Here is a 14,596-nt window from a genome sequence, read left to right as displayed (position 1 = left end):
CGATTATTTCATTCATCAACTCCCCAATACCTACCAACAAGCGATTTTAAAACACCCAAAATCCCCATCACCACTCGTTTTCGCGATGTCTGATGAGTAGTCATGAATCATATAACGTTTACATAAAGATCTTTAAAACACCCAAAATCCCCACCACCACTCGTTTTCGCGATGTCTGATGAGTAGTCACCATCATTCAAGCTATTTATTGGGATAAGCAGTATTTAAGAGGGTAACTTGCCCGAATGACTTAACATATCCCATACTAAGTGAGTGGAATTGCGAACACCTAATTTAAAAAATAATCGGGAACGATGGCTTTCTACCGTTCTTTGCGAAATACCTAACGCAAACGCGATCGTTTTATTACTTTCTCCCAATGCAATCAACTGCCCTACTTCTTGCTCTCTTGGGGTAAGTGAGTGCCATTTCTCATATTTTGACAGTAATTTTTGTGCCTGATTGACATTCATTGTAATCTCCTAATCAAATTTCATCGGAGCATTCACTATAGGCCAAAAAAGACAATAAAAGTTAATTCATGCAGAAAAATATCCTAGTATAAATTTTTATTCTGATACCTTATTAACTAAAAAATATCTTTTTTTCAGAGCAATTAAACAAGCATTATTCAAGGTTAACCAAAACGGCCAGTAATATAGTCTTCCGTTTCTTTGCGTTTAGGTTTAACAAAAATCTTTTCTGTCTCACCAAATTCAATTAACTCGCCTAGATACATATAAGCGGTGTAATCCGAACAACGTGCCGCTTGTTGCATATTGTGTGTCACGATAGCAACGGTATAATCTCCTTTAAGCTCTTGAATCAAGTCTTCAATTTTTGAGGTGGAAATCGGATCCAATGCTGAACACGGCTCATCCAGCAACAAGACCTCAGGACGAATCGCAATACCACGAGCAATACATAAACGCTGTTGCTGTCCGCCTGATAGACTATTGCCATTTTGCTTTAATTTATCTTTGACATCATTCCATAACGCCGCTTTTGTCAATGCCCACTCAACACGCTCGTCCATCTCAGCTTTTGATAGTTTTTCATAGAGTCTTACCCCGAAAGCAATATTATCGTAAATGCTCATGGGAAAAGGAGTTGGGCGCTGAAAAACCATACATACTTTGGCACGAATCAAAGAAATATCCTGATTGGTGGTTAATAAATTTTCACCATCTAATAAAATTTCGCCCTCTGCACGTTGTCCAGGATAAAGTTCATACATGCGATTTAAGGTTCGTAATAAAGTAGATTTACCACAACCTGAAGGACCGATAAAAGCAGTGACTTTATTTCGTGGTAGTTGTAAATTCACGTTTTTAATAGCATGAAACTGCCCATAATAAAACTGTAAATTTCTCAGTTCAATTTTGACATCTTCATCAGGTATTCTTACGGTAGCGGTCATATAACTTCCTATTTCCCTTTAAAAAATACACGAGCAATAATATTCAGTAACAACACAAATAAGGCAATAAGCACAGCTCCAGCCCATGCTAATTTATTCCAATCATCAAAAGGACTGGCCGCATAGCTGTAAATCACGACTGGCAAGCTCGCCATCGGTGCATTCATGTCTAAACTCATAAATTGGTTGGATAAGGCGGTAAATAGCAAAGGGGCCGTTTCGCCCATAATACGAGCTATAGCCAATAATACGCCTGTTAAAATTCCTGCCTTTACAGACCGATAACAAATTCTGACAATCAATCGCCATTTAGGACAACCTAAAGCATATGCTGCTTCTCTTAAATGATTAGGAATCAAAGCAAGCATATTGTCTGTAGTTCGCACCACGACAGGGATAACAATAATCGCCAAGGCAAAAGCACCTGCCCATCCTGAATAATGCCCCACCGTTGTCACGTAAACAATATAAATAAATAAGCCAATGACAATTGAGGGCGAGGACAACAACACATCATTCATAAAACGAATGCAAGCTCCTAACTTACTGCCTTTGCTATATTCTGACAAATAGGTACCTGCCAAAATACCGATCGGCGTACCGATCAAAGTCGCCACTAATGACATCAACAAAGAACCCAGAATCGCGTTTAACAAGCCACCAGCCTCACCTGGAGCGGGTGTGACTTGTGTAAACAACGATAAGCTCAAAGAATCATATCCTCGAGAAATTAAGGTCCATAAAATCCAAGCCAGCCAAAACAAGCCCGTTAACACCGTCATATAAGACAAGGCTAACATAAAGATATTTGTCCAACGACGACGGATATAAATCATGTTTTTCATATTTGACATCATTATTTACCCTCTTTGGTGGCCATGTGACGAAGCAATAATCTCGAACACGCCAACACCACCGAAGTAATCAATAATAAAATCAACCCTAGTTCTAATAAAGCTGATTTTTGTAGTCCATTGGCCTCATTAAATTCATTCGCAATCGCTGAAGCGATAGAGTTTGAAGATGAAAAAATGCTGTTGGGTAAATTAAAAGCGTTACCAATCACAAACGTCACGGCCATGGTTTCGCCCAAAGCACGCCCTAAACCCAGCATAATTGCCCCTACCACACCTGTTCGCGTAAAAGGCAATACCACTTTCCACATCACTTCCCAAGTCGTACAACCTAGTCCATAAGCCGACTCTTTTAGCATATTGGGTACCACCTCAAACACATCACGCATCACAGAAGCAATAAAAGGAATAATCATAATCGACAAGATAAAACCTGCCGTAAAAATCCCAATCCCCATAGGTGGACCTGCGAATAAATGTTCAAGAATAGGAATCCCCTCACACCAGTCCACAAGCGGTTCTTGAATATAAGCTTGAAAAATAGGTACAAAAACAAAAAATCCCCACATACCATAAATAATAGAGGGGATGGCGGCCAACATTTCAATCAAGGTACCGACAGGACGACGTAACCAAACGGGTGCTAATTCTGTTAAAAATAAAGCGATCCCAAATGACACAGGTACCGCAATAATCAATGCAATAAAAGAGGTCAACAGCGTTCCAATAATCGGCACCAATGCCCCATATTCACCATTAACAGGATCCCAGTTATCCGTCCAAATAAAACTAAAATGATATTTGGATATCGTATCCCACGAACCGTAAATCAAAAAGATAAAAATCGCCAGAAGTAGCAAAAAGACGAATATGGCAAAAAAATGCACCAGTCCACCGAAAATCGAATCGCCAATATTCAAAGAACGACGATGTTTCGATGAACCCAACACGTTCTGTTCAGAAGATGCTGGTGTGGATGTAGTTACTGAGTCTGTTGGTTTTTCCATTGTGTGTGAATCAAATCTATCAGTGAATCAGGTAAGGGAACATAATCTAAAGCTATCGCTTGTTCTTTACCTTTTGTCCAAGCCCAATTATAAAATGTTAAAACATCTTGACTACGGTCTGTCCGTTTTTTTGAAATTAATACAAACGTCGCTGCTGACATCGGCCAAGCATCCTGTCCTACTGGATCGTTTAATATCGCCCCCATCGCAGGCGAAGCCAACCAATCCACATGAGTGGCTGCCGCTGAAAAACTATCCACTGTGGGTGCTACCACCGAACCAGATTTATTTTTCATCTTCGTCCATGCCAAACGATTCTGTTTTGCGTAAGCATACTCAACATAACCAATTGAATTTTTAATTTGGCGAACATATGCGGAAACACCCTCATTACCCTTACCAGCTTGTCCGACTGGCCATTTTACGGCCTTACCCACACCGACATTTTTTGCCCACGATGCGGATACACGAGCCAAATAATCTGTAAAATTAAAGGTTGTACCTGAACCATCCGAACGATGTACGACAATAATCGTACGATGCGGTAATGCCAGATCAGGGTTTAAAGCGACAATAGCAGGATCATCCCATTTTTTTATTTTGCCTTCAAAAATATCAGCCAAAACCTGCCCCGATAAGACCAAGTCTCCTGCTTGAATCCCCTCTATATTCACAACAGGCACAATTCCACCGATAACAGCAGGAAACTGAAACAGATGATGTTTTTCAATATCTTGAATATTCATAGGATCGTCTGAAGCACCAAAATCTACTGTGCCTGCGATGATCTGTTGTTGACCGCCTCCTGAACCAATGGACTGATAATTAACCATCACCCCTGTTTCATCCGCATAGGCTTTTGCCCATTTTGCATAAATAGGAAAAGGAAAAGAAGCCCCCGCACCTGTTAATTGAGAGGCTAATGCCATGCTAGAAACGGCATGAAGTCCAATTAGCAAGATACGTAACAAAAATTTTTTCACCATCCATCTCCTCTTTATTTGATATCTTATTCATTATAAAAACGAAATGTGACATCTTCGTGACAATACAATATCTAACTGACTGTCCACCCACCTAACGTTATCAAAGCCACCACATTCATCCGATCAATACTTATTTTGTGGACAAATGAGTCGCACACGCCACTGCACTAGACCAAGCCCATTGGAAGTTATAGCCTCCTAACCATCCTGTTATATCAACCACTTCACCAATAAAATAAAGTCCTGGCACTTTTTTAGATTCCATCGTTTTTTGAGATAATTCATCTGTGCTGACACCGCCACTCATCGCTTCGGCCTTTTTATAGCCTGCTGTACCTTTTGGAGTAATTTCCCAAGACTGAAAAACTCGGGCCATCGCTTTTAAACTTTGTTTTGACAAGGTGGCTATTTTTTGGTCATCCTGATAATGAAAATGTGTCAAAAACTGTTGTACTAAACGCTTAGGTAATAATCCCGATAAAACATTACCTAGTAAAAGTTTGCTAGACTGAGCTGATAATAAGACAGCCTCCAAATCCGTGTCGGGCAATAAATTGATAATGAGACTATCTCGACCATTCCAATAAGAAGATATTTGCAAAATCGCAGGTCCCGACAGTCCTTTGTGTGTAAATAATAAATCCTCCTCAAAACTTTGTTGGCCAGTTGTAATCGTCACAGGCAAAGAAATACCCGATAAGCTCGAAAAACCTTGCCAATCATCGGCATGAAAAATCAAAGGAACCAAAGCAGGCTTAGTCTCTACAATTTTTAAACCAAATTGTTTAGCGATTTTAATCCCCCAATCTGTCGCCCCTACCGCTGGAGCAGCCATACCTCCTGTGGCAATCACCACATTATCAGCATCCACATCACCTTGACTCGTTTTTACCCTAAAGCCTTTGGGTAAAGGAAGCACATCATGAACCGTAGTAGATAAGGACCATTTAACATGATTTCGTTGACATTCTTGTTTAAGCATCTCCACCAAATGAACGGCCGATTCATCGCAAAACAGCTGACCTAAATGCTTTTCATGCCACCCAATCCCGTATTGATCTAATAAATTCACCATATCTTTTGCTTGGAACAAAGCCAGTGCAGAACGTGCAAAATGAGGGTTTTTAGAAACATAACGTTCATACGAAGCATGCAGATTCGTAAAATTGCAACGTCCACCACCACTAATACGTATTTTTTCACCGACAACGGATGCGTGATCCACCAACAAAACCTTTTTATTTTGGCAACGCGACGCACACATCATCCCTGCCGCGCCTGCTCCGATAATCAATACATCAAATTTTTGATTGGACAAGTTTTGCTCCCTTTCTAGTTTGGCTTTGTTACAATTATCATAGTATAAAACAAGTGAACATTGATGAATATGAGTATAGACAACCAACTGGCCGCCATCGATTTAGGGTCCAATAGTTTTCGTTTATCCATTGGTACGATTGAACAAAGAGATGGTATCTCACAAATTTATTCAAATGATCGTCTAAAAGAAACCGTCCGCCTTGCTTCAGGTTTAGATGAACATAATTATCTTAGCGAAGAAGCTATCGAACGTGCCATCAATGTATTAAAACTATTTGGTGACCGTATTGAGGGATTTCCTGCCGATCGCGTACGTGCCGTTGCCACCAATACTTTTCGTGTCGCCAAAAATGTCAACGATTTTTTACCTCGAGCCGAAGCCGCATTAGGTTATCCCATCGAGGTCATTTCAGGTCAAGAAGAAGCTCGATTAATTTTCTCAGGTGTCGTTCATGAATTACCCCCCTCTGACAATAAACGTTTAGTGATTGATATCGGAGGCGGTTCCACAGAATTCATTATTGGAAAAGGACTGGATCCGCTTATCGTAAAATCGCTGCATATGGGATGTGTCAGCTATACTCAGCGATTTTTTCCAGGAGGACAGGCCGATGAAACCAAATTTAAACAAGCCGAATTGGCCGCCTCTAAAGAATTAGAAAGCATTATCAAACCTTATCGAAAAATAATGTGGGATGAAGTATATGGCTCATCTGGAACCGCAAAAGCCCTTGTTGCCGTCCTACAAGAATGTGGTTTTTCCGATCAAGGCATTACTTTAGAGGGAATGGAAAAACTCAAAAAAATCATTCTTAAACATGGCGTGGCTCGAGTAACAGATTTATCGGGTTTGAAAGATAGTCGTCAAGAAGTCTTGCCTGCTGGTTTGGCCATTATGATGGCAATTTTTAAAGCCTTAAAAATCGAACGGATGAACCAAGGCGAAGGAGCATTACGCGTAGGTGTTCTTTATGACCTAATCGGTCGTAAAACAGCCGTTGATAAGCGTAACGAATCCGTCTTACAATTTATGCAGCGTTACCATGTCTCCCAACATCAAGCACAACGCGTTAAATCACTTGCCGAGTATTTTTTTGATCAAATATTCCACCATGATGAAAGCAAAAAAGAACTTCGACAAATGCTTTCTTGGGCCGCTCAGTTACACGAAATCGGCATTAGTATTTCTCAAAGTTCCTACCATCGACACTCTGCTTATATCATTGAAAATGCCGATATGCCAGGGTTCTCAAAAAGTGATCAACAACTCTTATCACTCATTGTTTTGGGCCACCAAGGCAGTCTTTCCAAACTAAAAGATATTTCTCTTTCAGGTAACAAAGAAAACATTTTGTTAACCATCTTTTGTTTACGGTTAGCCACTCTCTTAATGAGAAAACGTCGTCCCATTCAACAAACTATCGAAGTGTCAGTTAATCATTCAGACTGGACGATTCGTGCCAGTAAAAAATGGTTATCCGATCATGCTTTAACACGTTATAGTCTAGAACTAGAATCTAAAGCGTGGAAAGATCTGGGCATTCATTTAGATATCCAGAAAACAAGCAGTTAACTCAGATACTTGGGTTTCGGTTCACCCAAAGTCCATGTGCTTTGGGTGTCAGCGTTTATATTTAAAATACGATGTTTGATCAATAAAATTAAGTAGTGTTCTAAATGCTGATGGCTAATATTCAAAATACTACAAATATCTTCTTTACTATATCCCTGTGTCAGTAGCCAGTGCAATTCTCTGATAAGACATTCTTCTTGGACTTTTTGAATATACGGTTTCATCTTTTACCCTCCATTATCTGAGTCAGTCATCTTATTCGTTTATCATCTCTATTTCATACCTAAATAAATCAAAACTTAACCGATATTATGCCGATTTAAGCCAAGGAAATAAATATCATTATGACCTTTTTATCCTACCTTTTTATATTCATTTACAGCTCCCCCTCTTCTCTTATCTAAACCGTTAAAGGCTTTCGTTGCTTATCCGTCCCTTTCTCAATCCCTCATTTCAACAAAAACATTTAATAATCGTTACTGACTTTTTTGCCCAATACTTACCTTATTTTTTATCTAGCCAATAGTGATTCCTAGGTCAATTTCTTTAAAGAAAATACCTCACTAAATAAACATCTAACTATTTATTAATGCATTAATTTTTACAAAAAATCTCTTTTATTTTTTCAAGATTTAATTTTTAATTTAAAATAATTTACATATAGGTATTTATTTGCATTATGTGCATAGTAAAAAATTATGTTTGTTTGGAGCGTACCATGCAAAATATTATTCATTTACTATCGACCTATCATCCCCATTGGAGAAAGCTGACCTCAAGAGAAAGAGATGTTTGCATTCTGATGATTCAAGGAAAAAAGAATCAGGAAGTGGCTCATTCATTAGGTATTTCACATCGAACGGTGGAACGATACCGACAAAATGCTTTATCCAAACTTAAAGCAAAAACGCCATTACATCTGCTTTGGCATACTTTCAAGGATTCTTTTTCGCTTGAATTTAAGTCTTATCGATAAGGTCCAAACAGGCCTCATCTATAACGTGAGTGAATAAATCTTCGATAGCGTCACGCTAGGGTGGTCTATTTCACTAAAAATATGCCAATACCATCCCAGCCTCTCGGTACCATCGTTTGTAACGCCGTACCCTCTAGCCTTTCATTGAGTTCAATATCATCAAAAAACTGACGCAATCCTCGGATATTGTTCCCTTTATAATCGGATCGAATAATTTTTCCTTTTCTCACCACATTATCTGCAACAATCACCGTCCCAGAATGAGATAGGGACAAAGCTAATTTTAAGTAAGTGGGATTATTTTCTTTATCCGCATCAATAAAGATTAAATCAAAAGCAGGTTCTTTTTGATCAATCATAGCCTGCATCAAAGCATCTGCTTGGCCTTGACGCACTTCAACCTTAGATTCTAAGGAAGCGATACGAAAGCTTTCTTTGGCAATATCAACGCATTTCGGATCAAAATCCAAGGTAATCAAACGACCATCTTGAGGTAATCCTAAGGCCATCCACGTCGCACTGTATCCGCCGAGCGTACCGATTTCTAGGATTCTTTTTGCACGAATCATTTTCACTAATAACTGCAAAAATTTCCCTTGCGTAGCTGTAATGGCAATGCGTGGAATGGCTTGTGTCAGATTATAGTCCAACACCCGTTGTGGAATGCGATCGCGGTGCAATAATTTTTGTTCAAAATACTGTTCGACTTGCGTGCAAACCTCTTGGTCAACATCATTCGTTTTCATACTGAACGCTCCAAGCCAAGGTTTCACCTGCCGCCAAAGGAATTAACTGACTTCCATGAACATATTCTAAAGATTCAGGAATATGAAACGGTGTTTTCTTGAGGGTTAACGTCCCTTCATTTAATGCAAGACCATAAAATTTAGGGCCATTCACACTCGCAAAGGCTTCTAACTTATCGAGTTTACCCGCTTGTTCAAAAGCCGTCGCATAAAGCTCCATCGCATGTAAGCCAGTATAACAACCCGCACAACCTGTGGCATTCTCTTTCAAGACGCTAGCATGAGGAGCACTATCCGTACCCAAGAAAAACTTGGGACTGTCACTAGTAGCGGCTTGTAATAAAGCTTCTCGATGCACCGATCGTTTTAAAACAGGCAAACAGTAATAATGAGGACGAATACCGCCTTTGAAAATCGCATTACGATCGTATAAAAGATGATGGGCCGTAATCGTTGCAGCCACGTATTCATCCGTTGCCATCACATAATCAACCGCTTGTTTAGTGGTAATATGTTCAAACACAATTTTTAACTCAGGAAAATCCTTTCTTAAAGGAATTAAGACGCGGTCGATAAAAACAGTTTCTCGATCAAAAATATCGACATTAGGATCCGTTACTTCACCATGAATCAACAATGGCAATCCCAGTTCTTGCATTTTTTCCAACGTCGGATAACAAAGTTTTAAGTTCGTTACGCCCGCATCAGAATTAGTGGTAGCACCAGCTGGATACAGCTTTAATGCGTAAATCAAACCACTATCAACCGCTTTGATAATTTCATACGGTTCCGTATTATCCGTTAAATATAAGGTCATCAATGCTTCAAATGGCTGGTTAGGACATGTGTCTGCCAAAACGGATGCAATACGCTGATGATAAGAAACCGCTTGTTCAGTCGTTGTAACAGGAGGTTTTAAATTTGGCATGATGATGGCTCGTCTAAACTGACGCACCGTATCTGGCAATACCGCTCGTAAAGCCTCTTCATCTCTTAAATGCAAATGCCAATCATCTGGTTGTCTAATCGTTAATGTTTCTACGCTCATCTTATCATCCATTCGATATTTTTTGATACTCACGCCATTTTAACATCATGCCAAACAGCTTTAAAAAGGCCTATTTTCAACGCTTTTTATATCACGACTTAAACAAAAAACAAGCTTGCGATACCGAGTGCAATAAAAAGCAAGGCAGCAATAAAATGAATCAGTTTCATGGGTAAAATATGGGCCAATTTTTGTCCCACAAAAACGGCAGGAATATCAGCCAAAAGCATTCCTAATGTTGTTCCCATCACCACTAATAAGACCGAGTCATAACGTGCTGCCATGGCCACTGTTGCCAGCTGTGTTTTGTCGCCCATCTCAGCCATAAAAAACACAAACGCTGCGGTGACAAATATTTTGAAAAAACTTTTAGTGGAGACGTGCGTATCCAGTTCAGTATCAGGCTCTTTATCAGGGATCAGCATCCAAATCCCCATCGCGATAAAGCCTAAGCCCACTATCCATGCCAAAATATCTTGATGAATGTACTGTGACAACAAATGCCCCACCCATCCAGCTAATCCATGATTTACTAAGGTTGCAAACGTAATGCCTAAAATAATTGGCCAAGTTCTTTTAAATTTAACCGCCAATAATAAACACAATAGTTGTGTTTTATCCCCTAATTCCGCTAAAAATATACCACCACAGGATACTAAAAATGATTCCATTTCTGTCCAAATCATGATGTACCTCAAGAAAAAGAAGCATTGTAACACTTTGTCTTGAATATATTATCTTGATTAAATCATTGCGAGTAAGAAGAAAAACTGATAGAATATGTTTTTTTGTCGGGGCGTAGCGCAGCCTGGTAGCGCACTTGCATGGGGTGCAAGGGGTCGCGTGTTCGAATCACGCCGTCCCGACCAATACATTATCTTACTGCGAGAAACTTTAGTGCTTCTTCCTCTAAGGGTAATGCTTCTCCAAATATCATCCCTGCGATAATCTCAGCTCCTAATCCAGACCAGCTCAACCCATGTGAGGCATAGGCCGTGGCAAGATATATACCTTTTGCGGTCGGCAATTCGCCAATCACAGGTGTTCTACCTGGAACAACAGGTCTGGTACCCGACCAAGCCGAACGTGGCGTTTCAATATTAGGATCCAGTACATGAAACGTTATTTTTTCTTGTACCTCATTAGGCATCTTTGCTAAGATACGTTTTTGTTCAGCCAGTGTCACCGTAGGTTCAACTTCATCATGTTGATACGAACTACCCAACACTACTTTTCCATCAACAGCAGGCAATACATAGCCCGATCCAGAAACGATACACTCAGGTCCTGCATAATCGGACTGTTCCACAAAAAAGACTTGGCCTCCCAAAGCATGTAATTGACTTAATTTAGGGTAGTCTTTTTCGTTTAGCAAACCACTGTCCATTAATAATGTTTTGACACCAATAGAATTCGCTAACACTACAACATCCGCGTTTATTTCAGACCATACCGTTTCATTATCTGATTGCCAATCTTCATCTAGTTTCAATATCCATTTATCGGCAGACCGTTCAATACGATTCACTTTAGTGCATAACCTTTCAATAGCTGGATGTTCGATAAGTTCTGATACTAACTGATCTAGCTTCACTAAACAGGCTTTTTTGAACCAAACACAGCTTTCATCAATTTTTATCTTTGCGATCTGACTTGCGTTTTCTGCTGATACTATCTCAATATTTGGATCTTGAAGCTTATGTGCCGCTTTTAATAAGTTTTTTTGGCTCCCCGTCTCTAATGCTCGTTTTAAGGTACCGCAAGCATTCACCGTGTCTGAACTTAACCATTCCTGCCATTTTTTGTAAGTGAACTCAAATGCAAATTGGTTAATCGCTGCACGTTGATCAGTTCCCGCTGCGATCAATGGTGTCATCGCCGCTGCCAAATGACCTGTTTGAGCCACTGAAGCACCCAATATATAAAGTGGATCGATGACCAAGACCTTTTGTCCTCGTTCTGCAATCGAACGAGCAATACTGGCCCCAGCTAAGCCACCTCCCACTACTACTATTTTTTTGTCATCTTGAGACTTGATGCTTTGGTACGACGAATTCACGGGATTAATCATATCGTTGTCCTGTTACAGGTTATAATTCAAATCAAATTTATTAATAAATGGGATCACTTCAATGACTTCATCCTTTAATTTTAGCAGAGCTTTAAATGCTGGCATCAAAGCAGCGAAAGCCGCTGCCACAATTCTACAAGCTTATGCTAATGATCGACAACAACTGATTATCGACAAAAAGTCTCAAAATGACCTAGTTTCTCAGGCTGACCGAGAAGCCGAAGCCGAGATTATTGCTATTTTAAGTAGTGAGACACCCGAATTTAGCATTATTGCTGAAGAATCAGGCTCTTCTAAATTCGTAGGCCCTGCTACTTGGTATATCGACCCATTAGATGGCACTACCAACTATCTTCACGCCATTCCCCAATACGCAGTGTCTTTAGGGCTTATCGCTCATCCTGGCACAAAATTATTTGCTGATATGCCACCTATCCAAAAAGCAACACCTGTCGTTTCTGTTGTCTATGATCCTTGTCGTGAAGAAATGTTCACCGCTAGTTATATGGGTGGCACCCAGTTAAACGGACACAATATCCAGTGTAGCGATGCACGTATCTTGGCTGATTCCATTGTGGGAACAGGCATGCCCTTTAGAGATTTCTCTTTTGAAGAACAATACATGCCCATGTTAAATGATGCCATTCATAAAACAAGAGGCGTTCGTCGTTTAGGATCAGCCGCTTTGGATCTGGCTTGGGTCGCCTGTGGACGCTATGATGCTTATTGGGAAATGGCTTTAGCACCTTGGGATGTTGCAGCAGGAACGTTATTAGTTCGTGAGGCTGGCGGGATAGCCGAAGATTTATTAGGACATCAATCATGGCCTGAAAAAGGATATGTCATTGCATCCAATGCCTTTATTTTCGATGAATTCAAAGCGATGCTAACGCCACATCTTCATCAAGACTTTCATATTTAAAAACGATTATGGCTATTGAGTTAAATATCCACGACAAGAAGATTCATATCGATCGCGAACGTTGCCTCGACAGTGAAGATCTGCATTTGCTTATTGAACGCGTTGAATATTTGCTCAATAAACACGATGATCTGTGTGAAGAAACCCACGAACCACAACTTGATGAACCCACGCATTATCTTGACACCTTAAAAGATGTCATTAACGACACCCATCCTGCCGATATTGCAGAAATCCTTCAAAACCAATCTGCCTCAAATCGTGAAACACTTTGGCGTTTGATTGATCCTGAGATCACAGGGGATGTATTACTCGAAGTCGATGATTGGTTAAGGGAAGAACTGATCTCAAATATGAGTCGCACTGACTTGATTGAGACCGCTCACAATCTTGATGCTGACGAATTAGCTGATATTGTTCACGACCTGCCCGATGACGTTGTCGCGGAGGTTCAACGTGGCTTAACCGAAAAACAAAGAAGCCAATTATTGGCCGCTATGGGTTACGCAGAAGGCAGCGTAGGAGCCATGATGGACTTTGATATGGTAAGGGTTCGTGAGGATGTTAGTCTAGAAGTTGTATTGCGTTACCTCAGACGTTTACCTGAACTGCCTGATCATACTGATAAAATCTTTGTCGTGGATCGTGACGAACGTTTACAAGGCACACTCAGTATTGCTCAATTACTGACGAATATGCCAGAGGTTATCGTTCACGATGTGATGCACAAAGACTTTTTGGCGTTTAATCCAAATGATAAAGATGCCGATGCCGCCTCTGCTTTTGAACGTTATGACTTTATTTCCGCCCCTGTTGTCGATAAACAAAATCGATTAATTGGACGCATTACCGTGGCAGAAGTCGTCGATGTGATTCGTGAGGATTCTGATGAAGAAAGTTTATCTCGTGCAGGTTTAACCAATGAAGACATTTATGCACCTGTTATTCACGGGATAAAAAAGCGTTCCCCTTGGCTATTATTTAATTTACTGACCGCTTCTTGTGCATCTATTGTAGCGGCACAGTTTGAAAGCACCGTTAATCAAATCGTCATATTGGCCTTTCTCATGTCCATTGTGGCAGGAATTGGTGGAAATTCTGGCAACCAAACGATGGCCCTTGTTATCCGTGCGATTGCCGATGATCATAGTATTTCAAAATCCACCGTTTTTCGTATGCTAGCTCGTGAAATCAAAGTAACCTTAATCGTGGGACTTATCGGCGGCAGCATCGCAACGGTTTTTGCATGGATATTCTCGGGAGAACTGAACATTGGCTTGGTTATGGCCGTTGCTTTGATTGGCAATATGCTGTTGGGGTGTATTCTGGGTATTTTAATTCCTCTTATTCGTTTTCATTTTGGAAAAGACCCTGCCATTGGCTCCTCTGTATTACTGACTTTTGGCACCGATGCTTTAGGATTCTTATTATTCCTAGGTTTAGCCACTGTTTTCTTGCTTTAACCAAAGCAGATATTGCTAATCAAAAAACACGTCTGATCTCATTCCTAGCGTTCTACCCACGCTATGTTTGCCCTACTTCGCTCTTGCCCTAAATCCTTGTCAAGCTTATTACCACGATTTTGTTCATGATCCAGACTCTACTTCACTCTTGCCCTAACTTTCTGTCTGATTCATTACCATGATTTTGCTCATGATCCAGACTCTGTTTTG

At 40.3% G+C, this 14,596-nt stretch carries 15 protein-coding genes and 1 tRNA gene; 5 read left to right on the top strand and 11 right to left on the bottom strand.

The genetic code is table 11. The annotated features are described in order from the left end of the window. Positions 1-224 precede the first annotated feature (224 nt). The 6 genes from IX83_RS02695 to IX83_RS02670 form a co-directional block, all read right to left on the bottom strand. Positions 225-473, bottom strand: coding sequence for a response regulator transcription factor (locus IX83_RS02695; RefSeq protein ID WP_051919123.1), 249 nt, complete (start codon positions 471-473; stop codon positions 225-227). Positions 474-637: 164 nt separating this feature from the next. Next, the gene (pstB, locus tag IX83_RS02690; RefSeq protein ID WP_038498927.1) at positions 638-1,420 is read right to left on the bottom strand and encodes a phosphate ABC transporter ATP-binding protein PstB; all 783 of its coding nucleotides are present in this window, start codon (positions 1,418-1,420) and stop codon (positions 638-640) included. Between the two features lie 8 nt (positions 1,421-1,428). Next, entirely contained in the window at positions 1,429-2,265 is an 837-nt protein-coding gene (gene pstA, locus IX83_RS02685) for a phosphate ABC transporter permease PstA (protein ID WP_038501432.1), read from the bottom strand. A gap of 11 nt (positions 2,266-2,276) precedes the next feature. After that, entirely contained in the window at positions 2,277-3,281 is a 1,005-nt protein-coding gene (gene pstC, locus IX83_RS02680; RefSeq protein ID WP_038498924.1) for a phosphate ABC transporter permease subunit PstC, read from the bottom strand. After that, positions 3,257-4,267 (bottom strand): phosphate ABC transporter substrate-binding protein PstS, encoded by a 1,011-nt coding sequence (gene pstS / locus IX83_RS02675; RefSeq protein ID WP_038498922.1) that lies wholly within the window; start codon positions 4,265-4,267, stop codon positions 3,257-3,259. The genes pstC and pstS overlap by 25 nt, the downstream gene beginning before the upstream one ends. A gap of 130 nt (positions 4,268-4,397) precedes the next feature. Further along, complete coding sequence (locus IX83_RS02670) at positions 4,398-5,585, bottom strand: BaiN/RdsA family NAD(P)/FAD-dependent oxidoreductase (RefSeq protein ID WP_038498919.1); 1,188 nt, start codon at positions 5,583-5,585, stop codon at positions 4,398-4,400. Positions 5,586-5,660: 75 nt separating this feature from the next. On the opposite strand from IX83_RS02670, the gene ppx reads away from it, so the two are divergent. Beyond that, a complete protein-coding gene (ppx, locus tag IX83_RS02665) occupies positions 5,661-7,160 on the top strand; it encodes an exopolyphosphatase (protein WP_143244806.1) in 1,500 nt (499 codons plus the stop codon). Here ppx and IX83_RS02660 read toward each other — a convergent pair. Beyond that, on the bottom strand, positions 7,157-7,384 hold the full coding sequence (locus IX83_RS02660; RefSeq protein ID WP_038498913.1) for a hypothetical protein: 228 nt from the start codon (positions 7,382-7,384) through the stop codon (positions 7,157-7,159). The two genes, ppx and IX83_RS02660, sit on opposite strands and share 4 nt — an antisense overlap. Before the next feature lie 494 nt (positions 7,385-7,878). On the opposite strand from IX83_RS02660, the gene IX83_RS02655 reads away from it, so the two are divergent. Beyond that, positions 7,879-8,136, top strand: coding sequence for a LuxR C-terminal-related transcriptional regulator (locus IX83_RS02655; protein WP_038498910.1), 258 nt, complete (start codon positions 7,879-7,881; stop codon positions 8,134-8,136). Between the two features lie 65 nt (positions 8,137-8,201). Here the strand turns inward: IX83_RS02655 and IX83_RS02650 are convergent, their stop codons facing one another. The 3 genes from IX83_RS02650 to IX83_RS02640 all read right to left on the bottom strand — a co-directional run bounded on the left by IX83_RS02650 (position 8,202) and on the right by IX83_RS02640 (position 10,601). Then, positions 8,202-8,882, bottom strand: a complete 681-nt coding sequence (locus tag IX83_RS02650) for an O-methyltransferase (protein WP_038498907.1) — start codon at positions 8,880-8,882, stop codon at positions 8,202-8,204. Further along, the gene (gene pyrC / locus IX83_RS02645; protein WP_038498903.1) at positions 8,869-9,930 is read right to left on the bottom strand and encodes a dihydroorotase; all 1,062 of its coding nucleotides are present in this window, start codon (positions 9,928-9,930) and stop codon (positions 8,869-8,871) included. Before pyrC ends, IX83_RS02650 begins: the two co-directional genes overlap by 14 nt. 98 nt (positions 9,931-10,028) lie before the next feature. Continuing rightward, on the bottom strand, positions 10,029-10,601 hold the full coding sequence (locus IX83_RS02640; RefSeq protein ID WP_051919641.1) for a TMEM165/GDT1 family protein: 573 nt from the start codon (positions 10,599-10,601) through the stop codon (positions 10,029-10,031). Positions 10,602-10,722: 121 nt separating this feature from the next. Between IX83_RS02640 and IX83_RS02635 the strand changes: the two genes are divergently transcribed. After that, a tRNA-Pro gene (locus IX83_RS02635) sits at positions 10,723-10,799 on the top strand. A 5-nt stretch (positions 10,800-10,804) separates the two neighbouring features. On the opposite strand, the gene IX83_RS02630 is transcribed toward IX83_RS02635, so the two are convergent. Further along, positions 10,805-12,001: an FAD-dependent oxidoreductase gene (locus IX83_RS02630; protein ID WP_038498897.1), complete on the bottom strand. Its 1,197-nt coding sequence runs from the start codon at positions 11,999-12,001 to the stop codon at positions 10,805-10,807. 61 nt (positions 12,002-12,062) lie between these two features. On the opposite strand from IX83_RS02630, the gene IX83_RS02625 reads away from it, so the two are divergent. Continuing rightward, positions 12,063-12,923 carry an inositol monophosphatase family protein gene (locus IX83_RS02625; RefSeq protein ID WP_038498894.1) on the top strand — a complete coding sequence of 287 codons (861 nt, stop codon included), beginning with the start codon at positions 12,063-12,065 and terminating at the stop codon, positions 12,921-12,923. Positions 12,924-12,931: 8 nt separating this feature from the next. Beyond that, a complete protein-coding gene (mgtE, locus tag IX83_RS02620; RefSeq protein WP_051919121.1) occupies positions 12,932-14,386 on the top strand; it encodes a magnesium transporter in 1,455 nt (484 codons plus the stop codon). Positions 14,387-14,596 lie beyond the last annotated feature (210 nt).

It is taken from the genome of Basilea psittacipulmonis DSM 24701, assembly GCF_000743945.1.
In the GTDB taxonomy this organism is placed as follows: Bacteria; Pseudomonadota; Gammaproteobacteria; order Burkholderiales; family Burkholderiaceae_B; genus Basilea; species Basilea psittacipulmonis.
Note: the sequence above shows the minus strand (reverse complement) of the source record. Positions and strands in the feature narration are given on the sequence as shown.